Genomic DNA, 24,413 nt, shown 5'->3' on the forward strand with positions numbered 1-24,413 from the left:
GCCAGTCCGTCGGGGATGGTCGGGTAGTTGAGTACTTGAACTCGGCCTCCTCCAGGAGAGCCCGCCCCTTCGTGAACCCCGGCAGCTCGTGCCGCGGCACGACGACGCCGCGCCGGTGGTAAGCCTCCAATCTCGTCGCGTTTCCAAGCAAGGAAGCACGGGTCGTCATGGATTCGCATGGACATCGGCTCCTCCGATCCCTGGGGGTCCGAGGCAGGGGCCGGCCAGCCGTGAACGGCCGTGATCTTGCGATGACGTCACCCGCGTTCCCCCCGGTGCCGGGCAGAGCTGCCCGGACGCGGTCACCTCCGTCTATCTCCCGTAGCGGCGGCCTCTTGCCTCACGGGCTCTTGAACAACCGCCCGTGCCCGTCGGTGCCGCTGCAGGGAGCGGCTTGTGGCGGCCCGGAGCCCGCACGAACGCCCCGGGCGGTCACTTTCCCTATCTGTTGCCGGAGGTGTCGCACAGCGCGCGGTCGACGAGTTCGCTGGCGGCCTTGTGCTGCCGGAGCGCTTTATCGAAGTCGTTGAAGCTGGTGGTCATGGAGACGGTGACGGTGCGGCTGCCGTCGCCGGTGGCGCCGTTCAAGGTGATGTAGCCGGCCTCTCCTCCTTCGTGGCTCCAGTAACTGCCGCCGCAGGTCAGAGGGCGGTTGACCAAGCCGAGGCCGTAACGTCCGCCGGGCCAGATCGCCTCGAGCCGCTTGTCGACCGGGACGGTGTTCCGCATCTCGGCCATGCGCGCCTCGGACAGCAGCTTGCCGCCCAGCAGCCCCTGGAAGAACCGGTTGACGTCCGCCGTGGTGGAGACATAGCCGCCGAGGTCGGGGACGATCTGTTCGGTGACGTCGGTCCGTTCGCCGGAGGCGAAGACCTGGTAGCCGTCGGCGTGCGGGCGACGAAGGGTGGGCGTGGTGCCCGGCAGATAGGTGTGGTTCATGCCGAGCGGTTTCAGGATCCGGCTCTCGACCTGCTCCTGCCACGGGCGGCTCGTGGCCTTCTCGACGATCATGCCGAGGACGACGTAGCCGGTGTTGGAGTAGCCGAAGCCGGTACCGGGCTGGAAGTCCGGGTGGTGCTTCATCGCCCGGGCGACGATCTGTTCGGGGGTGTAGGTGTCGTAGCGGTGCTTGTAGTACTCCTCCGGGGTGTCGAAGCCGGGAAGATCATCGTGGAGGCCGCTGGTGTTCTGCAGGAGCTGACGGACGGTGATCTTCCGTCCGTCGTTGCCGTTGCCGTCGATCACTCCGGGCAGCTGGCGGTCTACCGTGTCCTCCAGTGACAGCCTGCCCTCGCCGACCAACTGCAGGACCACAGTGGCCATGAGTGCCTTGCCGGTGCTGGCTATCCGGAAGTAGCCGTCGCGGGGCACCGGGCGGTTCGTGCCCGCCACGGCGACGCCCGTGGCGGAGACCAGATCCCGGCCGGAGGCAGTGGTCACCCGCGCCTGGACGCCAGTGATTCCCAGCGCCTGGAGGGCAGAGGTGTCCCGGCGTAGGTCGTCCTGCTGGTAGCCAGGCGCGGACGTCGCGGCCGCGCTGTCCGAGGGTTGGGCAGCTGTGGCCACACCGGCTGTGCCGAGTGCGACCGCCGCGACGGCCAGCCACCCTCGGCCGATGCGGCGACGCTGCTGGGACGGGCGGTGCTTCGGCGCGGAGGCCGGGGTTGTGAATCTCATGGATCCCACGCTAGGTAGGCGTCAAGCTGCAAGTCGGTACCACAGGCGGCCGATTGGAACCTACAGCCGGCTGTAGTGCCGCAGGGGCGCCCGGCACGTACCGTGGCGCGTCCGAAGGCCGCTCCCGGTCCCGTACGACAGACGAAGGCGAGCCAGTGCACGGTGTATACGGCAAGGCCCGCGCACGGTTGCTCCAGGCGTTGGTCCAGTCCTTGATCCGGGCCGGGCGCAGCGGACGCTACCTGCTCGGCACCCTGATGACCGCGACGGTGACGCTCGTGGCGGCGCCACTGCTGTGCGTACCGTCACTGGCAGCTCCCTGGGCGGAGCGCCACCGCCGCCGGGCCGGGGCGCTGCTGGGCCGGCCGGTGGAGCCGCGCCCACGCTCCCTGCGACGCGACTTTGGGTGGCTCGTGACGCAGGTGGCCACCGGCATGCCCGCGGGCGTGCTCGCCCTGCTGTGCCTGGGCAACCTGCTCCTCATCCTTGGCATCACCGTGGGGTGGTGGGCCTTCCCCACGTCGGATCCGGCACGGCTGCCGCTGCTCGGCGTCCGTATCGACAGCTGGGCCCTCGCGCTGACGATCAGTCTGGCGCAATTCCTGCTCCTGGCGGCGCTGGCGACCATCGCCCTGCCACCGCTCGCCCGGGCGCACGCGCGGTGCTGCCTGGCAGTCCTGGCACCGACTCCCGCGGAACAACTGGTCGCACGCGTCACCGAACTCACCCGGACGCGCACAGACGTCCTGCAGGCGCACGGCGCTGAACTCCGCCGGATCGAACGCGACCTGCACGACGGCACCCAGGCCCGGCTGGTGGCCATCGCCATGCGGCTTGCCGTGGCCCGGGAGAGCCTTCCCGACGACCCCGACACGGCCGCTGCGCTCGTACAGCAGACCCAGGCCGAGACCGAGGAGGCCATGACCGAGCTGCGCTCCGTCATCCGCACCATCTACCCTCCGATCCTGGCCGACCAGGGCCTCGTCGGCGCGCTCCACACCCTGGCCACCAGGGCCGGCGTGCCGACCCGCATCGACATCGGCCGGCTCGGTGAGGTCCCTGCCGCAGTCGAGGCGGTCGCCTACTTCGCCGTCACCGAGGCGCTGGCGAACATCGCCCGGCACAGCCGAGCCACCAAGGCCGCCGTCCACGTCACCCTCAACGGCGCGATGCTGTCCGCAGAGATCACCGACGACGGGACCGGCGGAGCGGACGCATCCAGAGGCAGCGGCCTGGACGGAATTCGCCGCCGCGCCGCCGCCCTGGACGGCACCATGAAGATCAGCAGCCCGCCGGGCGGGCCGACCACCATCACCGTGGAGCTGCCGTGCGTGTAGTCATCGCCGAGGACAACGTCCTGCTGTCCTCCGGACTCGAACTCCTGCTGGGCTCCCAGGGCTTCGAGGTCGCCGCAATCACGGATGACGCCCCCGGCTTCCTCGCCGCCGTCGAGACCCACCGCCCGGACGTCACCATCGTGGACGTGCGGCTGCCCCCGACCTTCCGCGACGAGGGTATCCGCGCCGCCCTCCGGGCCCGCCGCGACCGCCCCGGACTTCCCGTCCTGGTCCTGTCCCAGTACGTCGAGCAGGAATACGCCGGCCGCCTCCTCTCCGACACCCGCGGCGGCATCGGCTATCTACTCAAAGACCGGGTGAGCCGTATCGCAGAGTTCACCGACGCACTGCGCCGTGTGGCCGCCGGCGGCACCGCCATGGACCCCGAGGTCATCGCCCAGCTCCTCGCCGGCCGCGGCGATCCGGTCGACGCCCTCACTCCCCGCGAACGCGAGGTCCTGGCTCTGATGGCCGAAGGGCACGACAACGCCACGATCGCCCAGCGGCTTTTCATCACCGGCAACGCAGTCCACAAACACATCGGCAGTGTCTTCCTCAAACTCGGCCTGTCGGCCGGCGACAGCGGCCACCGCCGGGTCCACGCCGTCCTGGCCTACCTCCGCCGCCACGGCGGCACCGAACCCAGCCCCTGTTGAGTGATCGACCGATTGATGAACAAGATCGGTAAGCAGCAGAGTCAGCCGGGGCGACGCCGGATCATGCGCCCGGCGGGCGCCTGGTCCTCCACGTCTTCGCGGCCCTGGCGGAGTTCATCCGACGGCGAGGAGGTGATGAGCTCGACCATGTTGCGGCCCAGGCGGTCGAGCATGGTGACGGTGAGGGTGTCAGCCGGGCGGAGGGTGCTGGCCCTGGCCGCCGGGATGGACCACCACCCGCTGCCCTTCGGAGGGCACGCGCGCTCCCGGGTCTCGGGCTGGACCACGCGCACGCTGGCAGCCAAGCCGCTCAGAAAGACCACCCCGGCCGTACGGCTCGCCGCCCTGTTCCTCGCCACCCACAGCTCCCCGCACTCCAGGGCACGCTGCCGCCAGACCTCCCCGAAACCTGCCGAGCGCGTCCCGGCCACCCGCCTGCCACCTCGCCCACCAGTTGTCCACGGCCCTGACCGACGCCCTGAACAAGGCCGCGACCTCCGCCCGGTCCCGCCCCTCCACCAGCGCGGACACCGCCGGCAAACGCACAGCCTCCTGCGCGTCCGGCGACCACGTCCGCGCATCCCGCACCAGATCACTCACACACAGCCAACGAGCCCGAACCCAAAGCATTTCGGATCAATACAAGGACCGTGACGACCGGACGTGGGTTAATGGCACCTGCACGAAGAGCTGCTGAGATGAGGAAGCTGTCATGAGTACGGGAAGATGGCTGTGGGTCTGCCTGCAGCGCTACGTCATGACCGTCGCTGTCGGCTGGGTGGCCGCGGCCCTGGTGCTGCCCGTTCTGGGCGACGATCCCTTCTGGGCGTCGTTCGGCGCGGGGCTGGGAGCGGGGCTGATCGTGGTGCCGCTCCTGACGGTCGTGACCATGTTCGTACTCGTCCTGCTGGCCGGTCGGCGGTTCGAGCCGCCGACCGGCGGTCCCTCGCGGATCCGGGGCGGCTGGCTGATCGTGTTGCCCCTGGTCCTGCTGCTGCCCGTGGCCCTGCTCGTGCCACTGCAGTACCTGATCGTGCTCGGCGCGCAGCTCGTGTACCTGGTGTGGGTGCTGCCCTGCCAGGACGCCCGCGACACGGCGGACATGCTGCGCTCGCTCGCCGACCCGGCCGTCCCCGCGGAGCAGCGGGCCCGGATGGCACGGGCGGTCGCGGGACTGCAAGGCAGGCCGGTCGTCGAAGCCCTGGTGCAAACCTCGGCCGACGCGGAGCCCGAGGTCGCCGAAGCGGGTCTGGAGACCCTCTGCACCATCTGGCGGCGCGACGGAGTCGTCGGCGAGGACCTGCTGCTGAAGCTCGACCCGCAGGCCCAGGACCACATCCGGGCCCTCGGCGTCAGGGTGCGGAGCCCTTGGTGAGCGGCGGCGATCCGCCGCGCATGACACGGGCCCGGCCCTCCCGAGACCACTCGGGAGGGCCGGGCCCCTTTTCTCTTCCCGGGTCGAGGACACTGAGCCTTTTCCAACCTCAGGTTGAGGCGTAGTGAAGGACGAGAACGGTCTTCACGATGTCGGTGATTCGGTTGTGTTGCAGCGGAGCTTTCGCAGGAGGCGCCAGCTTTTGAACGTGGCCATGGTCTGCTCGCCGATGCATCGGATCTTGGCGTGCCTGCTGTGGCGGAGGCGTACTGGCCGGCGGCTGCGCCCGCGCGGAGACGACGGGGCCGTTCCCGGTGACACGCACCGGGGACGGGCCCCTCGCCCGTTCGTTCAGGAAGCCCGGATCGCCCGGTCGATTTCCGCACCGGTACGGGCCACGACGACGGGCCACTCGTCCCTGAGGGAGGCGGGCAGAAACTCGCGGTCCTCGTCCCGCTGGATCATGGTCGGCCCGCCCGGGATGACGAGCACAGCATCCAGCCGTTGCAGCAGGACGGCCAGGAGGTCCATGATCCCTTCCCCTCCGAAGCGGTTGAAGGTGATTCCGGTCGGGTTGTTGAAGTACACACCCGCTTCCTCCCCCTCCGCCGTACTCACCAGCAGGAAGTCCGTCTCGGGGTCCCGCACCACCGCATAGGGGCCGAGGACTTCCCGCGCGGCACTCATGTCCAGCGTCGCCGGCTCACCGTTCTCGAACCGCCACACGAAGATGTCAAAACTCATGGAGTCCTTTCTAACCTCAGGTTGAGGCGTGGTGAAGGACTACGACGGCCTTCACAATGTCGGTGATCCGGTTGGTGCTGCAGCGGAGCCTCCGCAGAAGGCGCCAGCCCTTCAGGGTCGCCATAGCCTGCTCGCCGAGACAGCGGATTTTGGCGTGGGTGCTGTTGTGGCGCCGCTTCCAGCCTTTGAGCCGACGGCCCCGGAACGGCGCCCGGACGATGCGCCCGGCGCCCTGGTAAGCCTTGTCCGCCCAGCACTTGACGTCCGGCTCAGTGAGCGCATCGATGATGCCGTGACGCCGCGCGGCGGTAAGGTCATGGGCGGGCAACGCCGGCGAAGCCCACAGCAGTCGGCCGAACGGGTCGGTGAGGACCTGGACGTTCATGCCGTGGCGTTTGTGTTTTCCGGAGTAGTACGGGGTGTCGGCGGTAATCCGGTCGATCGGCAGCAGGGTGCCGTCCAGGATCACGAAGGCTTTCGCCCGTACGGTCTTCATCGCCTCGGTCAGGGTCGGCGCGGCGGCGGCCAGGACGTCGATCACCTCACGTATGTATCGGTACACGGTCGCGACGCCGAAGCCGAACCCGGCGGCGAGCCGCGCGTAGGTGTCCCCGCACCGCAGGTGGGCGAGGACGAGCAGGGCCTGACGGCCGACAGGCAGCCGTCGCCACCGGGTCCCGATCTCTCGCTGCCGGGCACGGAGCCGCGTGGTCAGGTAGCGCAGGGTGCCGTCCGACAGATCGATCGACGAGGGGTAGGCAAGCACGCGAAGCTCCTGGCGGACACGGGTGATCTTGGTCAACAACCCGTCTACCAGGACCTTCGTCGCTTCGTACAGTTTGCAACCTCCAACACCTGACCGCCGCAGTCAGGTTGGAAAAGGCTCAGTGTCGGGTGCCTCCCATCGGCGGCCACGAGCGTGTCCTGGAAACAGCGGGTGCACTGCACAGTGCGATCTTCCAGGCCAGCGAGCTCGGGGGCGAGGCGCTCCAGGCACGCGGCTACGAAGCTCTGGATGAGGTGAAGACTGCGGCGTACGCAGGTCATGTCGTCGGCCCGGGCGCGCACCGCGGGGTCAAGCACGGGGAGCAGGGTCTCGTCCAGAAAGGCGATGAGAAAGTCCAGCACCTTGGCCGCAACAGGCTCGATGTCTTCCGTCCTTCACGGCACCTCGAAACTGAATCTGTCAGTACCGCGGAATATTGTTCCCCAGCCATGGCGTCGCCAGGTCAGTGGATGAGGGCCGGGCCGTGAGATGTCGTTGACTGAGTGGCCGACGGACAGGACAGCGGCGAACTCGGCGCGGATGCGGTCGACGGCCGTGGGGAACGCTTTGTCCCCCACGGCGGGAGGATCCATGGCGCGGCCGCGTCGGCCCGGCCCCGGGGTTTCCCCTGAGCGATCAGGACGAGGCGGAACCACCATCAGCTGCCGTGCGCTGACGCCTGTAGTGGCGAGCTGCTCGGGCGCGGTTTCCGCATGACGGCTTGCACCACTCCTGCCGCCCGTGGCTCTTGACGAAGTAGCGCACGCAGCGGGGCGCGGTGCAGGATCGCAACTGCGTGCACTGCGGGCCGCTGAGAAAGTCGATGGCGGCTCGGGCCAGGGCCGCGACAAGCCGAACGTACGGATCGTTCTCCGCCGACAGCAGTCGGGCGGTAGGGATTCCTTCGACGGGCCAGTCGATCTGCGGGGCGACCAGTTCCCGCGCGGCAGCCGCATTGAGGTGGGCCATCGCCTGGTCGGCAGTCATCAGGCGATGGGCGTCCGCCCGGCTGGGGGGAGCCGGACTGACCACTCGGGCGAACAGGGCCCGGACCGCCTTTGGCACAGTCACCGGCCTGTACATCCACGCCACTCTCGCCATAGCAGGCCTGTCAGCCCTGGTCATGCACTCCAGCCAGGCCTTCACCGCCATCAAGCTCATCGGTGCCGGCTACCTCATCGGCCTGGGCATATGGACATGGCGTTCCGCCGCACCGAACACGGCACCCGTCCCCTACCGCCAACGCCTGCCGAAGGGAGCGGACTGTGTCTACGCCCAAGCGTTGCTCGCCAACGTCCTCAACCCGAAGGCGGCAGCCATCTACTTGACCCTGGCCCCCAGTTCATCGCACCCCACCAGCCCTTCGGTGGCCAGATCCTCACTCTGGCCACCGCCCACGCGCTGCTGATCGCACTCTGGCTCGCCGCCTGGACCTTCCTCATCCTGCGTGCCTCACACGCCCTGCACACACCCCGCTTCAAGCAAACTGCCGCCAAGGCCACATCAGCGGTCCTCATCACCCTCGGCATTCGGAGCGCCGTGACGTAGACCGAGAGCCACCTCCTGAGTTTCGGCAATCGACCGACTGCCGACACTCATACGCGTGATCACGAACCCGCAGGTGGGCACTGTCGACAACTCGCGTCGAAAGTCAACGTCGGGGAACGGTCGTTGGGGTAGTTCCGACAATGCTTCTTGGCTACTGCCGCACTTCTACGGCCGACCAGAACCCCGATCATAAGAGCTCGTAACACGATCATGAATCGGGCTTGTTGAGGCGTCGCCAGCAGATGAGGCTGCAGGCCAGGGAGACGAACGAGTCGTGGAGTTCGGTGCGGCGTTCCCAGCGGACGGCGAGTCGTTTGAACTGGTGGAGCAGGGCGAAGGTCTGCTCGACGACGTAGCGGAGCTTGCCCATGCCCTTGATGTTCGGGGCTCCCCTGCGGGAGATGACCGGCAGCATCCGGCGTTTGCGTAGCTCATCGCGGTTGGGGTTGGAGTCGTAGCCCTTGTCGCCGTGCAGGGCGTCCGGGCGCCTTCGGGGACGGCCGGGGCGACCCGCCACGGGCGGGATGCCGTCGACCAGGGCGAAGGTCTGGGTGACGTCGTTGACGTTCGCCGCGGTCGTGATGACTTTCAGCGGGGTGCCGCGTCCGTCGCAGACCAAGTGGTGCTTGCTGCCCGTCTTCCGCCGGTCGACCGGCGACGGACCGGTGTCGGCTCCCCCTTTTCGCGCGGATGTGGGAGCCGTCCACGCAGGCCCTGGACCAGTCGAGCCGGCCGGCCGCGTTCAGCTCGGCGAGCAGGATCCGGTGCAGCTGGTCGAAGACCCCGGCCTGCTGCCACCGCTCCAGGCGCCGCCAGCAGGTCTGCCCGGAGCCGAACCCCAGCTCAGGGGGTAGAAATTGCCACGCGATGTCATTGCAGAGCACGTACAAGATGCCCTGCAGACACAACCGGTCAGCCACCGGCCGCGGCCCCGGCGACCTCGTCGGCCAGGGCGGCAGCAGCGGCTCGATCAAAGCCCACAAGTCGTCGTCCACGATCCACGGCCGAGTGCTCACGCACTCACGAACGGCCGAATCATCACACCGGTTACGCCCGACCAGGACATCTCAACAAGATCCTGTTACGAGCTCTTAGACCCTGAAAAACTATGATGCACCGGCAGATGCGAACCACGGAGGAATCTTGACCAGACGGCTCGATCTCAGCATCGATGAGGTCGACACCGGGGATGACCTCAGGCTCGAGTACCAGGGCGAGCCGTTCACCGGTGAGGTTGCCGAGACCATTGGTGACGTGTTGCTTTCACAAGTCTTCTACGTCAACGGCATACCGCACGGCCCGGATCGTGAGTGGTGGGCGGATGGTGTACTGAAGTCCGAAGGCGAAGTGCGGCACGGCTTGCCGTACGGAACGTTCCGGCAGTGGCACCACAACGGCCAGCTGGCCGCAGAGAAGCACTTCGACGATTACGGACGCCTGTTGACCATCGACAGGTGGGACGAGAACGGCAACCCACTTGTTGGCTGAAGCGGCGAATGCTGATCCTGCGAATGCGTAGTCCCGCAGCCCAATTCGAGTAGTCACCTACTGGGGTTGAACTCGTGGTGTCGTAGGGGCTGACGGTGGCCATCAGCTGCGGTATCACCGGGGCATGCGGTATCCACAAGGGGGCGGGCTGACCGCCGAACGGCACCAGTTCCGCGAGGAGTTACGACTCCAGGCCGCGGAACGGTTCGCCGTGGGTGAGGCGAGCTCGGCGATCGCGAAGGACCTGCGGGTCAGCGTCCGGTCGGTGCAGCGGTGGCGGCAGACGTGGAACGAGGGTGGTCGGAGTCGCAGGGGCCGGCGTCGCTGCCGAGGCTGAGCCAGAAGCAGTTCACGCAGCTGGAGGCGGAGCTGGCCAAGGGGCCGGCCCCGCATGGCTGGGAGGACCAGCGGTGGACGCTGGAGCGGGTCAAGACGGTGATCGGCCGGCGCTTCCACCTGCCCTACACGATTCAGGGCGTTCGGAAGCTGCTGGTACGCAACGGCTGGTCCTGGCAGGTCCCGGCCCGACGCGCGATGGAGCGGGACGACGAGGCGGTGGCCAGGTGGGTCAAGGAGGTGGGGCCCTGCGCGGAAGACTCGCGGCGGCCCGTGGAGCCTGGCTCGTCTTCGAGGACGAAGCCGGATTCTCCATGACGCCGCCGCAGGCGAAGACCTGGTCCCAGCGAGGCAGGACCCCGGTGGTGAGAGTCCGCGGCCGTTCCCGCAGACGGATATCCATCGCTGCGCTGACCTGCTACAAACCCGGTCAACGGTCCCGGCTGATCTACCGGCCGCGCCAGGACGACGGCCGGCGCGACGGACGCAAGAGCTTCTCCTGGCGCGACTAGCGGGACTTACTGATCGCCGCACATCAGCAGCTCGGGGACCCGATCGTGCTCGTCTGGGACAACCTCAACGTCCACAAAGCCGCTGATCTGCGGGAATGGGCGGAAGCCCGGGACTGGCTGACGATCTACCACCTGCCTCCCTACGTACCCGACCTCAACCCCGTCGAAGGGATCTGGTCCCTCCTGCGACGCGGCTGGCTCTCCAACGTTGCCTTCAGCACGCCCGAACACCTCGTCCAGCGCATCCGAAGCGGCCTATGGCACAACCAGTACCGCAGCCACCTCATAGACGGCTGCCTCGCCGAGACCGGCCTGATCATCAGACCCGCCTGATCAGCAGCACCACATCACGAGTTCAACCTCAGTACTCACTCGACCACCCTCGCCCCGCCCCAGGGCCACAGGGCCCCGGCGTATCCCGGTTGTCCGGTTCGCGGTGATCATGTGATGCCGTAGATCGCAAGTACACGGTCGCGGTCGCGGTGGGTGTGGGCACGTCCGGGCGTTGGGGGCATTCAGGTCTGCGAGGAGGGCCGAGGGCAGGTTCATGCGGCCACCGTGTCATGCCGTTCGACGAGCTGGCCACGTGCCCAGGAGGCGGCCTTCCACGACGCGCTCCGTGCCGTTCGGGAGGGCCAGGGCGGCCGCGCAGAAGAAGTGGCGCCGTACCCGTTCCAGCCGTCCCGGGAGGTGTTCCGGTACACGCTGGCGCGGATGGGCCGCCGTCAGGGAACCGTGGCTGCGGGTGATCTACGACCGAGGATGCTGACCCGTTGGCCGCCGTGTGACCGCAAGAGGGCCCGTCTGGATCCTGGGCGGGGACGGCGAAGGGCCCCACCCGCGTACTTACGGGTGGAGCCCTTCAGTGTGAGGCGTGACTGCCTGGTCAGGCTACTCCTGCGCGGTGCGGCGGCGCCGCATCCACCACGTCAGGGTGACGCCGGCCGCCGCGAGGGCAGCGGCGGCACCGGCGATGAGGCCCACCGGTGTGTTGGAGCCGGTGTCGGCGAGGTCGCCGTCGGGGTCCTCCGGTGTGGGCGGCGTGTTGTCACCGCCGCCGGGGTTGGTGGGGTTTGGGGCCGGGGTCGTCGGGAGGTTGGTCGGCTTGCCGGTGCCCGACGGGGTCGGTGTCGGGGTGGGGTCGTCGCCGGGATCTTCGCCGCCCGGGTCCTCGCCACTGCCGTCTGTGGCCGGGCCTGCACCGAGGTACAAGGTGTCGAGGTCCCGGTAGGAGGCGTCATCGGACTTGCCGGAGTTGAGGGTGGTGTTGTCCAGGTCCTGGTTCTGGGTGTCGAACTGGACCTTGGGGATGTTCTGCTTGGGCTGCTTGGAGAAGTCGACGCCGCCGACGCCCTGCTTGTACAGCTTGCCGCCGTACTCCAGCTCGAACCACTCAACGCCCTCCTTGATGGACTGCATGTACTCGTCCCAGACCTTTTCACGGGTCCAGTCCTCATGCGGAGCGCGGATCGGCCAGGCCGAGACGTCGTTGGAGTTGATGATGTCGTGGAAGTCCGTCGGGGACTTGGCGTCCTGCTGCCGGATGTACTCGGCGGCGATGCGGGCGTTGTAGACGGCGCGCAGCTCGGCGTACTTGGGGTCCTTGTTCACCCGCTCCTGGATGACGGGGATGATGTTGGCGTTGACCGACCGTTCGATGGCCTTCTTCTCGGCGTCCGAGAGGTCGGTGCATTCGGTGGAGCCAGGGACGGTGTAGTCGACGTCCAGCCACTGGGCGGAGACGTCCATTGGCGATTCGAGGATGTAGATCCCGCCGTCCTGCTCGCGGACCTTGGCCTCGTCGGGCTCGATCCAAAAGCGGGTACCGGGGAAGCAGGGGATGCCGTTGCGGCGCGGCGCGGTGTCCCAGTACAGCTTGCCCCCGGGATGCTTGTCGGGGTTCAGGGCCTCGGAGAAGTCGTGCTTCATGACCAGGTCGGCGTCGAGGAGGACGCGGCCGGCGTCGGTCTTCCCGAACTTGGCGTCCATGACCTTGCCCGGCTGGTCCGGGTTCAGGTTGACCCAGAACTTTTCGGGGGTCAGGGCGAGCCAGGTGAACAGGGCGTCGGAGGAGAGCTGCATCCGGGCTTCGCCGCCGAAGCCGGGATTGTTGTCCGGGTCGGGCATCTGGTTGGCGCGCATGGAGTAGGTCATGCCCTTGCCCTTTTCGAGGCCGCCGACGTACCGGAGTTCCATGGTGGTGAAGTCGACGCCGCCCGGGCCGCCCCTTGGGAGGGTGCCCCTCGGGTCGAGGCGGTTGGCGTCCCGCTGGTAGCGCTTCGCCTCTTCCAGGGTCTTCCCGGAGGACAGGGCCCGGTCGTTGGCGGGGCCGCGGGTGCCGCACGTGTTGGCGCCGGCCGCCGCGAGCTGCGTTGTGCCGGTCTGGCAGGCGGGCGCGAACCACCGCTGATGGTCCGAGTACCCCTTGATCGGGGTGGTCTTGGGCACCGGGTTGTACATGCGCTGGTTTCCGCGCACCTGCCCGCTCTTCCCGTTCCGCATGTTGCGGATGTCGCGCTCCAGGTCGTCGATGTGCTTGACCTGGCCCTTGGTGAAGGGCTTCGCGCCGGTGAAGCGGAACGTATGGTCGGGCATCGACTTGGCGACGACCCGGTCATTCGCAAGCTGCTTCGCAGTCAGCTTCGAGTTCGACTTGAACTCGTTGAACTCTTTGCTCTTCTGGTTGTAGGCGTCGTACCGGCGCTCGCCGACCTTGTCGCCGTTCTTGTCGAACAGCTCGACGGTGACCTCACACAACCAGTCCGGGCCGATCAGCTTGTAGTCCCTGACGAGCTGCCGTTCGAAGCCCGAGCCCTTGTGGTTGTTGATCTGGTTGCGGATGTACCGCTTGTCGAACCAGTGCTTGAACCCCAGGTTCTCCTTGTTCGCGAAGTACCGGGCGTAAATCTCCATCGCCCGGTCCGCAGGCTTCCCCGACGCGTTGGCGATCTTCTTCCATGCATCGACGTTCTTGTCCAGGTCCCCGGGGACCTTCGACAGGGCCTCGGTCTTCTGGGCGGCTGTCGGTGTCTGAAGGCCGTCGTACGCCTGTCCCGGAAGGTCGAACTCGAAGTTCCTTGGGAGGGCAGTGTCCTTGTACAGGTTCCCCGTCGGGTTGTCGGGGAACCCGGAGCCCGGCGGTGTCGTCGGGGCGGTCGGGAGGCCGTTGCGGGTGTCGCAGCGCTTCCCGGATCCCGCCTTCATCTTCGCCGAGACCGGCGGCAGCTTCGGTGGTGCGGCCTCGACGGCCTGGAGTCCGGTGATGACGATCGCGGCCGTCAGGCCGACGGCGGCCGTGAACCTGGCCGCTAACCGCCACTTGGTCGGTATTCGAATGTGCTTGTTCAAGAGCTCGTCTTTCCCTCTCCGGTGGGGCCTTGAGGGGATGCGGGCGGCGCGTGGGCCCTCGTGACATGTACGCGCCACCCGACCACCATAGCCCCCACCCGCCACATGTAAAGACGAGTTAAAGCGCGTTGACGAAGCATCAACACCACGGCGTGGGACGCCAGTTCACACGTCGCGACCCTCGGCCCCAGGGGCACCGTCGACTTGCGCCTAGACGAAGTACAAGCTCTCCATGTCCCTCACCGCGCCTTCGGAGTGCCGCACACGGAACGCCGTCGTCTCCATCTCCTCCCACCCCCACGGATCCGAATGCCCGAGCGCCAAGCCCCCCAGGCCCGCCCAGTAGACCTCGTTCGCGGGTGCGTCCAGGTCGACGCCGGCGTTGTCCACCATCCACCCCCTGAGATCCAGGGACGCGATCACCGCACGCGGATCGCCCGAGATGACGAACGGCTCATCATCCGGCCATCCCGATGCATGGAACATGGCTCCGTCCGGCAACCACACGATGTTCTCGGTGTGCTCCATCCCCCCGTGGTAGGAAACCCGTCCCACGATCCGCGCATCCGGGAACCTCTTCCGCAACTCCTTCGCCGCCGACCGGAGCGGCTCGTCGTTGCCGTCGGTCGCGAACGCGGGAGTCACGATGCTCAACATGCCGCCCCACGCGGCAGCGTGCACGATGTCCAGATCAGACCGTGCTGCCGATGGGAGCGGGGTCTGCGCCGAGCGCGGCCCGAGGTCCTCCAGGACGGCCTCGATGCCCTCGAACGACTCGACGAACGCACGTGCGCGCTCAGGGTCGTTGGGGGGCAGGTTGCGGGCGTCGACGTTGAATGGCGCCTCGAACGCGGTCAGGTGACACAGACTCATCGAGCCACGCACGATCCGGTCCGGCGCAGAGGTCCAGTAGGTGTTCTGGTTCATGCGGGCAACCGTAACGGCCCGCGATGACAGAGGCGCCGCCGCCCAGCCTTGAGCGGCAATCACGCCGTCGAGTACCACACCGGTCGGTACGCGAAGATCCCCGGACCGAAGCCCGGGCCCGTGATCCGCATCCCCGCCGCCTGCGGGCCCATGCGGCGGTGGCAGTCCGACCCCGGCCTGCTCGCCGCACCGGAGCGCAGGCGGCGACCGGGTCGGCTACGCCCGCGTATCGCGCAAGCGTGTTGTTCGACGCCCACCGTAACGACAGAGAATCGTGGGCTACTCGATCGACGCGCAGATGAAGTTCCGCCTTGCCGTCGCAGCCCTGGACAATGCCGTGGCCCGACGTGACTACGTCGCCGGCCGATCACCAGCATGCCCGGCGTGGGCGTCATCCGCGGCGCCGAGTTCCTGGTCGCCACCGGCGGCGACATGACCGCCTTCGGCACCCCCGACCGCCTCGCCGGCTTCGGCGGAGTCGCCCTGGTCCCACGCGACTCCGGCAAGATCAGCGGAAACCTCCGGCGCCCCCAGCGATACAACCGACGGCTCCAGCGCGTGTTCTACACCTCCGCGTTGCTCAGCATCCGAAGGTCTGAGGAATCCCGCCGCTCCTACGACCGCAAACGAACCGAGGGGTAAGCGTCACACCCAAGCGGTCCTCGCTCTCGCACGCCGCCGCGTCAATGTCCTCTGGGCCCTCCTGCAAGACGGGCGGTGCTGCGAACTCACACCACCGACGGCCGCCGCGGCTTGACACGCGGTATGAGGAATCATCCTCACCGGGACTCCGTTCCCTGGCTCATCAAGATCCAAGTCACTCCAGTGTCCAAAAGCGGGGGCCGGGCCCGCGTTCCGGTTGGAACACCACCTGGGATCAGAGCTGGAATTTGAAGCCGATGTGCGATCCGACGAAGCCGAGCCGCTCGTAGAAGCGGTGGGCATCCGGGCGAGCCGCATCGCAGGTCAGCTGCACCAGCCGGCAATCCTGGCGGCGGGACTCCTCGATCGCCCACTCGATCAGCTGCCGGCCGACCCCCTGACCGCGCTCCGAGCTGTGCACGCGTACGCCCTCGATGACCGACCGGGTGCTGCCACGACGGGACAGGCCGGGGATGACGGTCAGCTGGTGTGTGCCGACGACCATGTCTCCGAGCGCAGCCACGGCAAGGAACTGGTTGGGATCACTTTGCAACCGCTCGTATGCAGTGAGGTAAGGGCGCAAGTCGTCGGGGACTCTCGAGTGGCCCCCAGTGCGTCGCCGGCGAGCATGACCACGATGGCGGGGACGTCGTGCGCAATGGCAGGTCGGATCCCGATATCTGCCATGGATCCAACGATATCCGGACACATCTGGGCGTGATCAAGGTCCGTCGAAATCTCCTGTCAAATGGCATCCGATCTGCGAGAACTCCCTGTCGAGAGGCCCGTATCCAGCTGCCGGTCACACGAGGAACCGGTGATTCATCTCACTTGTCGAAACATTGCGACGCCCGCCACCCCTCCTTGAAGATCGACCCCGAGGTGAGCCCGGAAGGTGATCACAATGTTGATTGCCGTGGGCTCGAACCTGTTGATTTTGGGGGAATTCGACATGTCTACCGCGCTTGACCTTCACGCTTGGGAACTTGCACAGCAGGGCTATACCTTGCTCAAAGGGATCGAAGCGGACGAAGAGGCTGCCGAGGTTCTGAGCGCCTTCGGTGAGCTCGTCCCGCAGTACGACGGCTCGCTGCGCTACCAGGTCAAGGCCGCGCCGGGCTTCGAGGAGCGACGCTATTCCAAGAGCGTCAACACCATCCTCGTCCACACCGAGGCGCCGGGCTGGAGCCCGACGCCCAGTTACCTGGCCCTGCACTGCCGGGTCCAGGCCACTTGCGGTAGCGGCCACACCGAGTTGGCCGACATGAGCCAGTTCGTGGCTTCGCTGGGCGAGCAGGACCGTGCCGCCCTGTACGAGCGCGAGATCGAGTGGCTCGGCCACAACACCGGTGGCGTCGGCACCGAAGGCGTGCGGCGCCCCGTCGTGGAGCGCACCGAAAGCGGCCGGGAGATCCTCCGCTTCAGCTACAACCTGCTGACCACCGGGCAGTACGACCCGCCGGTCGACGCGTCCGTCGACCCCGCGCAGCTCCCGCTGGGCAGCTTCGGCATCCACCTGGCCGAGCAGGCCGAGGCGTTCTTCCGGGAACACAAGGTCTCCGTGCTCATCCCCGAGGACTCGATCCTCGTCTGGGACAACCAGCGCATGGTGCACGCCCGCTCCGCGTACCGCGATGCGAAGCGCCACCTCACCCGCTACTGGGTCGCGGCCCAGCGCTGAGCCGCATCATCGCCGCGTCGACCGCTCCACGCGTTCGCGGCCTGCGCTCAGGCGCCCGACACAGGTGCGGCCCGCGCCGCACCACCGGAACACCGATCTTGTAAGGCTGAACCATGACCGACGCCCAGAACGCCCTACTCGCCAAAGAGGAGTTCCCCACCGGCCTGCCGGAGGAGCTGAAGGGGCTGCCCGAAGGCGTGCCTCGGCACAACCCTGACGACCAGGTCGAAAGCGCCGTCATCCGCCGGCTCGTCGGCAACTGGCACCGTCGGGCGACCGTGAAGCGCGACGAGCCGGACCTCGACGAGCTGTTCGAGATCGACCGGCCGGACTACCCGGAGGGCATCCTGCCCTTCTCCGACCACCCCACCTACCAGGCGCTCGACCCCGCGAAGAAGTCCGAACTCCTGAGCTGGGCCTGGATCGCGTACAACCGCCACACGATCATGGCCGAGCAGAAGGTCGCCAACCCGGCCTTCGCCCTGGTCATGGAGGGCGAGTACCCCATGCTCCAGGACGAAGCGCTCAACATCTCGCTCGCCCAGGCGATGGTTGACGAGCAGTACCACACCCTCATGCACCTCAACGCGAGCGCCGTTACCCGGCGTCGGCGCGGCCGGGCCATGCCCGACAACGACCTGCCCATCTCCCATACGGCGCGTGAGCACCAGCGGCTGCGCGACAGCTCCGGCCAGAGGTGGGAGAAGTCGCTGACCACGCTCGCCTTCGCGACGGTGTCCGAGATCTCGATCAATGCCTATCTGGATCTGCTGGCGGACGACGAAATGATCCAGCCGATCAACAGCAGCACCGCCAAACTGCACAACCGTGACGAGTACTGCCACGCCTCCATCTCCGCCGTCCTGGCCGAGGTGGTGCACGACAAGCTCGACGAGAAGAAGCAGCGGTTCTTCCGCGACATGCTCTTCGAGGGGCTGGAGGCGTTCGTCGCCACGGATTACACGACCTGGCACCGGATCATGGACCTCGCCGGTGTCGAAGGCGGCCACGAGATGCTCGCCGACTGCCAGGCGGAGACAAGCCGCAAGCGCCTGGTGCGCGACTACACGGGGTTGCACACGCTCATCGAGCGGATGGGCGTCCAGGAGCTCGTCGAATTCGACTGGTCCAAGTCCCACGTAGCCCGCTGACCGCGACGAGGAATCGAGACATCCCGGTGAAGCACTACGCGAACGAGCGTCTCGCTCAGCTTGCGCAGGACCGTGGCATGCCCGGCGAGTACGTCCGGGACCTGCGTGTGGTCTCCAGCGTGCTGCCTTTCAAGGTCAACGAGTACGTTGCCGACGAGCTGATCGACTGGTCGGCCGCTCCGGACGACCCGATCTTCCGGCTGACCTTCCCGCACCGCGACATGCTCCCCGCACCCGTCTTCGACCGGATGGCCGCCCTGCTGGCCGGCGGAGCTCCCCGTGAGGAGCTCCGCCAGGCCGCCGCCGCGGCCCAGTTGGAGCTCAACCCGCACCCGGGCGACCAGCTGGAGGCCAACGTCCCCATGCTGGACGGCCGTCGGCTCGACGGACTCCAGCACAAGTACGCCGAGACCGTGCTGGTCTTCCCCTCCCAGGGCCAGACCTGCCATTCGTACTGCGGCTACTGCTTCCGCTGGGCCCAGTTCGTCAGCCAGGCAGAGCTGCGCCAGGCACTGCGCGACCCCGCCGATCTGACCGGCTACCTCGCCGGGCACCCCGAGGTCACCGACGTGCTCTTCACCGGCGGCGATCCGATGATCATGCGCACCGACGTGGTGCGACGCTGGGTCGAGCCGCTGTTGGAGGAGACGGCGGACTCCGTTCGCACCCTGCGGTTCGGCACCAAGGCACTGTCCTACTGGCCGGCCCGGTTCACCACCGGACCGGATGCGGACGACCTGATGCGGCTCTTCGAGCGCGCCGTCGCCGCCGGCCGACACGTGGCCGTCATGGCCCACTTCTCGCATCCGCGGGAGCTGGAGACCACCGCGGTGCGCGAGGCCATCGCCCGGATCCTCTCCACCGGCGCCGTGATCCGTGGCCAGGCTCCCCTGGTGGCGCACGTCAACGACGACGCGGCCGCATGGTCCCAGATGTGGCAGATGCAGGTCGAGCTGGGCATCGTCCCCTATTACATGTTCGTCGAGCGGGATACCGGAGCGCGCAACTACTTCGGGCTGCCGCTCGTCCGGGCGCTGGAGATCTACACCGAGGCCATCCGCGGTGTCTCCGGCCTCGCACGCACCGCCCGTGGCCCGGTCATGTCGGCCGGCCCCGGCAAGGTGATGATCCACGGCACCGCGCAGGTCGGCGGCGAGGACGCCTTCGTCCTCAGCTTCCTGCAGGCCCGTCGGGCCGAGTGGGTGGGCCGCCCGTTCTTCGCCGCCTACGACGAGCACGCCCAGTGGTACGACGAGCTCAAACCGCTCTCCGGCTCCGGGACTTCGTTCCCGCCGTTCCCCGAGCTCAGCGCATGAAGCTCTACGTCCACGAGATCAGACTCACCGACCACGATGTCTGGCGCAGCGCCCGGGAGGCCATTCCCGAGCAGCCGGGCCTGCTGATCGAACTCACTGCCGGCGGAGTATCCGGCTTCGGCGAGGCCTCGGCTTTCATGACCGACCGCTACAACTCCGCTCTCGCAGCCATGCACGACGACCTGCGCCGGGTCGCGGACACGGTGCGTGCCCTCCCGGCCGACGATCCCGAGGGCAGTTGGGCCGTACTGGCCCCCCTGCTCGCAGGCTCCCCCTTCACCTTGGCGGCCCTTGACGTCGCCGCGCACGACCTGGCGGCACGGCTCGCCGGTGTGCCCCTGTGGAAGCACCTCGGCGCGGACGAGCCCGGCGCGCTGCACTCCAGCTACAGCATCGGGCTCGACGAACCCGCCGTCATGGTGCGCAAGCTGCTGGAACGGCCGGGCTGGCCCGCCTACAAGGTCAAGCTCGCCGGACCCGGCGACCTGCACATCCTCCGGGCGCTGCGTGAACACACCGACGCACCGTTCTACGTGGACGGCAACTGCGGCTGGAATCTTCCGGACACGCTCGCCACGCTCGACTCCATGGCCGCGCTCGGCGTGGAACTGCTGGAGCAGCCCTTCCCCCGCGAGCACTGGGACGACGCCCGCGCGCTCAAGGCAGCCTCCCCGATTCCGGTGTTCGCCGACGAGAGCATCACCGGTCCGCACGACCTCGACGCCTGCACGGACGCGTTCGACGGCGTCAACCTCAAGCTCATGAAGGCGGGGGGCATCACTCCGGCGCTGCGGATGCTCCGCCGGGCGCGCGCCGCGGGCCTCGGCACGATGCTCGGCTGCATGCCGGAATCGAGCGCCGGTGTCTCGGCCACGGCCCACCTCGGCCCCTACGTCGACCACCTCGACGCCGACTCCATCGCCCTGCTCGCGGTGGACACCGGCGTCGGCATCCTGCTCGACGACCACGGCCGGATCACCCTGCCGCACGCCCCCGGCACCGGCTTCGTCCCGGACTTCACCGGTCCGGCGTTCACCGTGCGGCCCACCGCCGGCGAGATGACGGACTGGGACAGCGGGCAGCTGTCCGCGTACCGCGACGGCACGGAGGTCGCCTCGGTCAGCGTACGGCGCCGGCCGCTGCCGGGCTGCGCGCCATCCCAGCACGTCCGGCAGCTGGCCGACCTGTCCACAGCCGGCGGGGCGAGCGACCCGGAGCTCACCGCCCTGCTGCGCACGGCCGTCACCCGGGCCGTGGCCGACGGGGCCCACACGGTCTGGATGCACGCGGAGCCCGCGGTCCCGGCCGCCGCCCACGCCACCGGCTTCACGCCCCACGACGGCCACACCGACACCCTCTTGGTCTGGAAGGCGAACCCGCATGACCAGCACGACCACCGCGCATGAACCCGCCGACCCCGCAGCGGCCAAGGTGCCCGCGCGGCTCGCGGCGGACACCGCCACGGCCGTCGCCACGGCCGCCCTCCGCGCGGCGGGCGTCCCCGACGGCGACGCCCACGACGTGGCCGCCGCACTGACCGACACCTCCCTGCGCGGCATCGACACGCACGGCCTGCGACTGCTCCCGCAGTACCTCACCGAACTCCAGGAGCGGATCGCCACCGCACGGCCCGACATCACCGTCGTACGGGACTCCGGCGCGGCCGTGATGCTCGACGCCGACGGCGCCCTCGGTGTGGTGGCCGGCCTCGCCGCCGCGCGCATCGCCGCCGAGCGGGCCCGCGAACACGGCGTGGCGGCGGTCGGCGTCCGCAACTCCAACCACTTCGGCGCCGCGTCCGTCTACAGCCGCCATCTCGCCGCCGAGGGCCTGGTCGGCATCGTGACCACCTCCGCGGCATCCCGCGTCGCCCCCTTCTCGGGCACGCAGCCGCTGTACGGCACGAATCCACTCAGCTTCGCCGCCGCCGACGACGGCGACGAGTTCGCCCTCGACATGGCCACCAGCCAGGTCTGCTTCGGCGAGATCAAGGAGCGGCGCAAGCACGGCCGCGCCCTCGACAGCGGCTGGGCCACCGACGTCGACGGACGCCTCGCCACCGACCCGGAGGACGCGTACGCCCTGTCCCCGCTCGGCGGCTACAAGGGGCAGGGCCTCGCCATGGTCGCCACGCTCCTCGGCGCCGTCCTCACCGGCTCGCCGGCGGACTGGCACCTGGAGCACATCGGCTCGTCCACCCCCGGCCGCAGCCGCAACATCGGCCACTTCCTCATCTGTCTCGACCCGGCCGCCTTCGCCGGCACGGAGAGCTTCGCCGCCGGCTTCAGCGATCTGGTGACCACGACCCGGCAGTCCCGCTCCGGCGTCGACGCTGCTCTGCCCGTCCTGGTGCCGGGCGATCCGCAGCGGCAGACCGCCGAGGAACGGGCCGCCCATGGCATCCCGCTCGACGAGCCCACCGCGCGCGCGTTCGCGGAGCTCGCCGCCCGCCACGGAATCGAGGCCGGCGCGTGATCCTGGTCCTCATCAGCCCGCGCAACGCCGGACTCCCCTTCGCCGAATGGCTCGGCGAGGAGGCGGGCCGGCTGCTCGCCGTCACCGGGCGCGGGGTCGACCCCGGCCCCGGCTTCCTCGATACCGAGACCGTCTCCGACTACTTCGACGACGCGTCCGTATTGGAGGCCGCACGCCGCCTGTACGAGCGGCACGAGGTCACCCGCGTCCTGGCGCTGGCCGAGGTCGACGTGGAGCGCGCCGCGCGGTTGCGCGAGGAGCTCGGCCTGCCGGGCCAGCGCCCCGAGAGCGCCCGCGCGTACCGGGACAAGGTCCGCATGAAGGAGCTCGCCGCCGAAGGCGGGGTCCGGGTGCCGGCCTTCGCGCCCCTGGCGTCCGAGGCCGATGTCCTCGCCTTCATGGCGGCCCACCCCGGCCCGGTCGTGGTCAAGCCGCGCGGCGGCTCCGGTTCCACCGGCGTGGCCGTCCTGGAAACGTCCGCGGATCTCCCGTCCGTGGCAGGACGGATCCGCTCCGGGGACCACGAGGTGGAGGAGTTCGTGGCCGGCCGGTTCTGCCATGTCGACGCCCTGCACGTGGGCGGCGAACCGGTGGTCTCGATCCCGTCCGTGTACACCGACGGCGGCTGTCTGTCGCACTGGACCGACTCCGGCAACGGAAGCTGGATGCTGGAGGCGGACGACCCGCTCCACGCCCGGCTGGTCGCGGAGACCTGGCGGCTCGTGGCCGCGCTGCCACCCGCGCCCTCGCTCTTCGTCCACGCGGAGTTCTTCGTGACGGACGCGGACGAGATCGTGCTCTGCGAGATCGCGGGCCGAGTCGGCGGCACCCCGATCCCGGCCATGCTCGAGGTCGTACTGGGCCTCGACCCGAGGCACCTGTGGGCCAGGATCGAGTGCGGACTGCCCGTGAACCTGGACGCGGTCCGGGACCACGCCCGGTCGGCGCCGCTCGTCGCCAACTTCGGCCTGCCGCCGCGGAACGGGCGGATCACCCGGATCCCGAACGAACCGCCCACCTGCGCCCAGGAATTCGCCGTGCTCGCCGAGGAAGGCGAGGACTGGGGCGGCGACCGCTACCGGGCCCGCAAGTCCGGTGACTTCATCGCCACCTGGCTGGTGACCGCCCGGTCGGCCGGGGAGCTGCTCGCCCTCGTGGCCAAGAGCGAAGCCGAGGCCGAGGCCGCCTTCGGCTGGGACCTCGTATCGGAGGAAACACCGTGAGCTCACTGACCGCCGAGGTCCTCGACCCCGCGACCCGCCCCACCGCCGCGGACTTCCCGGCGCTGGACCGGCCGCCGGTCATCTGGGAGGACGACCGCTGGTGGCGGTTCACCGAACGCACCGACCTGCACGAGACCCGCTACCTCGGCGTGTACGAACAGGGCTCGCTCGTGGCCCTGGCCCCGCTGCTGGTGACCCGCGACGGCGGCGGACTGCTCTTCTACGACGCCCCCAAGATGGTCGGCGACCTGAACGCATTCGGTGACCCCGAGCGGCTGCCGGAGCTCGGCCGGGCCCGCTGGGAGGAGCTCGCCGCCGCACTTCCGGACGCACGCCGCGACCAGTACCCCTCGGTTGCCCTGTCCGTCTTCGGCTCCCACCACGGCATCGTCCACGCCACCGGACGCACCGGAGCAGAACAGCGGGAGGTCCTCGCCGAGCTGCCCCGCCTGCTCGACGACGCGGCCCGCACCCTCGGCTGCCGCAGCAACGCCCTGCTGTACGTCACGGACGAACAAGCCGAGGCCATCGGCCCGGCCGCCGAGGCGCTGGGCCACACGCCGGCCGTGCTGGGTGCGGAGTCCGTGATGCGGCTCGAGGCCGCGGACTGGGACACGTACCTGTCCGGGCTGACGAGCAAGAAGCGCATGCGGACCAACCGCGAGCTGCGCCAGTACGCGGAGGCCGGCTTCCGGACCGTGATCCGTGAAGGCCCCGACGCCTTGTCGGACGCGATCACCGACCTGCAGGTGGGGCTGCGCGCCAAGTACGGACTGCCCGGCGGCCGCCCGCGCGTGCAGAGGGACTTCGACGCCATCCGGGAGACCGTCGGCGACAGCATCCTCGTGATCAGCGCCGAACTCGACGGCGAGACCGTCGGCTTCTGCCTCTACCTCCGGTCGGGCGATGCGGTGTACGGGCGGACCGCCGGCTACGACGACGACCGGGCAAAGGGCGTCTACTTCGTCCTCACCTACTACGAGTCCATCCGCTGGTGTCTGGCCAACGGAGTCCGCGACATCTGGTACGGCCTCGCCGCCTACGACGCGAAGAAGCTTCGCGGATGCGACCTCGAGCAGCGCCAGGGCTGGTTCCGCTTCACCGGCTCCGGCCACGAGACCCTCACCGAGACCATCCGCCTGCAGAGCACCGGCGAGGACTGCCGGCTGCGCAGCCTCGGCCCGAACAGCACCACCTCACAAGGAGACTGA

General features: G+C 68.8%; 20 protein-coding genes and 6 pseudogenes. 14 read left to right on the forward strand and 12 right to left on the reverse strand.

Going from position 1 to position 24,413, the window contains the following annotated elements; translation table 11 throughout:
• Positions 1–441: 441 nt before the first annotated feature.
• Positions 442–1,677 (reverse strand): serine hydrolase domain-containing protein, encoded by a 1,236-nt coding sequence (locus tag OG625_RS00550; RefSeq protein ID WP_329375831.1) that lies wholly within the window; start codon positions 1,675–1,677, stop codon positions 442–444.
• Positions 1,678–1,832: 155 nt separating this feature from the next.
• On the opposite strand from OG625_RS00550, the gene OG625_RS00555 reads away from it, so the two are divergent.
• A complete protein-coding gene (locus OG625_RS00555; protein WP_329375833.1) occupies positions 1,833–3,014 on the forward strand; it encodes a sensor histidine kinase in 1,182 nt (393 codons plus the stop codon).
• Positions 3,005–3,670, forward strand: a complete 666-nt coding sequence (locus tag OG625_RS00560) for a response regulator transcription factor (RefSeq protein WP_329375835.1) — start codon at positions 3,005–3,007, stop codon at positions 3,668–3,670. Before OG625_RS00555 ends, OG625_RS00560 begins: the two co-directional genes overlap by 10 nt.
• Positions 3,671–3,711: 41 nt before the next feature.
• Here the strand turns inward: OG625_RS00560 and OG625_RS00565 are convergent, their stop codons facing one another.
• Both OG625_RS00565 and OG625_RS41315 read right to left on the reverse strand, forming a co-directional pair.
• Positions 3,712–4,101 (reverse strand): hypothetical protein, encoded by a 390-nt coding sequence (locus OG625_RS00565; protein ID WP_329391293.1) that lies wholly within the window; start codon positions 4,099–4,101, stop codon positions 3,712–3,714.
• 43 nt (positions 4,102–4,144) lie between these two features.
• Positions 4,145–4,300 (reverse strand): annotated as a pseudogene (locus OG625_RS41315) (hypothetical protein); the annotation flags it as partial.
• An 82-nt stretch (positions 4,301–4,382) separates the two neighbouring features.
• Here OG625_RS41315 and OG625_RS00575 point away from each other — a divergent pair.
• Positions 4,383–5,045, forward strand: a complete 663-nt coding sequence (locus tag OG625_RS00575) for a hypothetical protein (protein WP_329375837.1) — start codon at positions 4,383–4,385, stop codon at positions 5,043–5,045.
• A gap of 109 nt (positions 5,046–5,154) precedes the next feature.
• On the opposite strand, the pseudogene OG625_RS00580 reads toward OG625_RS00575, so the two are convergent.
• From OG625_RS00580 to OG625_RS00595, 4 genes and pseudogenes are all read right to left on the reverse strand, one after another.
• Positions 5,155–5,294, reverse strand: a pseudogene (locus tag OG625_RS00580) (IS5/IS1182 family transposase); the annotation flags it as partial.
• Between the two features lie 102 nt (positions 5,295–5,396).
• Positions 5,397–5,789: a hypothetical protein gene (locus tag OG625_RS00585; RefSeq protein ID WP_329375839.1), complete on the reverse strand. Its 393-nt coding sequence runs from the start codon at positions 5,787–5,789 to the stop codon at positions 5,397–5,399.
• Positions 5,790–5,805: 16 nt separating this feature from the next.
• Positions 5,806–6,555 (reverse strand): transposase family protein, encoded by a 750-nt coding sequence (locus OG625_RS00590; protein ID WP_329390358.1) that lies wholly within the window; start codon positions 6,553–6,555, stop codon positions 5,806–5,808.
• 636 nt (positions 6,556–7,191) lie between these two features.
• Entirely contained in the window at positions 7,192–7,656 is a 465-nt protein-coding gene (locus tag OG625_RS00595; RefSeq protein ID WP_329375841.1) for a CGNR zinc finger domain-containing protein, read from the reverse strand.
• Here OG625_RS00595 and OG625_RS00600 point away from each other — a divergent pair.
• Positions 7,655–7,963: a LysE family translocator gene (locus OG625_RS00600; protein ID WP_329390359.1), complete on the forward strand. Its 309-nt coding sequence runs from the start codon at positions 7,655–7,657 to the stop codon at positions 7,961–7,963. The genes OG625_RS00595 and OG625_RS00600 overlap by 2 nt on opposite strands.
• A gap of 348 nt (positions 7,964–8,311) precedes the next feature.
• On the opposite strand, the gene OG625_RS00605 is transcribed toward OG625_RS00600, so the two are convergent.
• Positions 8,312–9,101, reverse strand: a protein-coding gene (locus OG625_RS00605) for an IS5 family transposase (protein WP_443067852.1) whose coding sequence is annotated in 2 segments (ribosomal slippage) — positions 8,312–8,786 and positions 8,785–9,101 — 792 coding nt in all. Because the reading frame shifts where the segments join, the coding sequence is not laid out codon by codon here.
• Positions 9,102–9,246: 145 nt separating this feature from the next.
• Here OG625_RS00605 and OG625_RS00610 point away from each other — a divergent pair.
• Positions 9,247–9,591 (forward strand): toxin-antitoxin system YwqK family antitoxin, encoded by a 345-nt coding sequence (locus OG625_RS00610; RefSeq protein WP_329375845.1) that lies wholly within the window; start codon positions 9,247–9,249, stop codon positions 9,589–9,591.
• Positions 9,592–9,715: 124 nt separating this feature from the next.
• Positions 9,716–10,772: pseudogene (locus tag OG625_RS41320) on the forward strand (IS630 family transposase).
• A 252-nt stretch (positions 10,773–11,024) separates the two neighbouring features.
• Here OG625_RS41320 and OG625_RS00625 read toward each other — a convergent pair.
• From OG625_RS00625 to OG625_RS00635, 3 genes and pseudogenes are all read right to left on the reverse strand, one after another.
• Positions 11,025–11,099: pseudogene (locus OG625_RS00625) on the reverse strand (non-canonical purine NTP pyrophosphatase); the annotation flags it as partial.
• A 231-nt stretch (positions 11,100–11,330) separates the two neighbouring features.
• Positions 11,331–13,787 (reverse strand): hypothetical protein, encoded by a 2,457-nt coding sequence (locus OG625_RS00630; protein WP_329375847.1) that lies wholly within the window; start codon positions 13,785–13,787, stop codon positions 11,331–11,333.
• 210 nt (positions 13,788–13,997) lie between these two features.
• The gene (locus OG625_RS00635) at positions 13,998–14,714 is read right to left on the reverse strand and encodes a DUF6333 family protein (RefSeq protein WP_329375849.1); all 717 of its coding nucleotides are present in this window, start codon (positions 14,712–14,714) and stop codon (positions 13,998–14,000) included.
• Between the two features lie 366 nt (positions 14,715–15,080).
• Here OG625_RS00635 and OG625_RS00640 point away from each other — a divergent pair.
• A pseudogene (locus OG625_RS00640) lies at positions 15,081–15,471 on the forward strand (transposase); the annotation flags it as partial.
• Between the two features lie 120 nt (positions 15,472–15,591).
• Here OG625_RS00640 and OG625_RS00645 read toward each other — a convergent pair.
• Positions 15,592–16,043, reverse strand: a pseudogene (locus OG625_RS00645) (GNAT family N-acetyltransferase).
• Between the two features lie 265 nt (positions 16,044–16,308).
• Between OG625_RS00645 and OG625_RS00650 the strand changes: the two are divergent.
• From OG625_RS00650 to OG625_RS00680, 7 genes are all read left to right on the forward strand, one after another.
• Entirely contained in the window at positions 16,309–17,037 is a 729-nt protein-coding gene (locus OG625_RS00650; RefSeq protein WP_329375852.1) for a TauD/TfdA family dioxygenase, read from the forward strand.
• 113 nt (positions 17,038–17,150) lie between these two features.
• Positions 17,151–18,188, forward strand: a complete 1,038-nt coding sequence (locus OG625_RS00655; protein WP_329375854.1) for an AurF N-oxygenase family protein — start codon at positions 17,151–17,153, stop codon at positions 18,186–18,188.
• 77 nt (positions 18,189–18,265) lie between these two features.
• Positions 18,266–19,504: a KamA family radical SAM protein gene (locus OG625_RS00660; RefSeq protein ID WP_329375856.1), complete on the forward strand. Its 1,239-nt coding sequence runs from the start codon at positions 18,266–18,268 to the stop codon at positions 19,502–19,504.
• Complete coding sequence (locus OG625_RS00665) at positions 19,501–20,910, forward strand: dipeptide epimerase (RefSeq protein WP_329375858.1); 1,410 nt, start codon at positions 19,501–19,503, stop codon at positions 20,908–20,910. Before OG625_RS00660 ends, OG625_RS00665 begins: the two co-directional genes overlap by 4 nt.
• On the forward strand, positions 20,885–21,979 hold the full coding sequence (locus OG625_RS00670) for an Ldh family oxidoreductase (protein ID WP_329375860.1): 1,095 nt from the start codon (positions 20,885–20,887) through the stop codon (positions 21,977–21,979). The genes OG625_RS00665 and OG625_RS00670 overlap by 26 nt, the downstream gene beginning before the upstream one ends.
• Positions 21,976–23,202, forward strand: coding sequence for an ATP-grasp domain-containing protein (locus OG625_RS00675; protein ID WP_329375862.1), 1,227 nt, complete (start codon positions 21,976–21,978; stop codon positions 23,200–23,202). Before OG625_RS00670 ends, OG625_RS00675 begins: the two co-directional genes overlap by 4 nt.
• Entirely contained in the window at positions 23,199–24,413 is a 1,215-nt protein-coding gene (locus OG625_RS00680) for a GNAT family N-acetyltransferase (RefSeq protein WP_329375864.1), read from the forward strand. The genes OG625_RS00675 and OG625_RS00680 overlap by 4 nt, the downstream gene beginning before the upstream one ends.

Origin of the sequence: Streptomyces sp. NBC_01351 (assembly GCF_036237315.1) — a bacterium.
Taxonomy (GTDB): Bacteria; Actinomycetota; Actinomycetes; order Streptomycetales; family Streptomycetaceae; genus Streptomyces.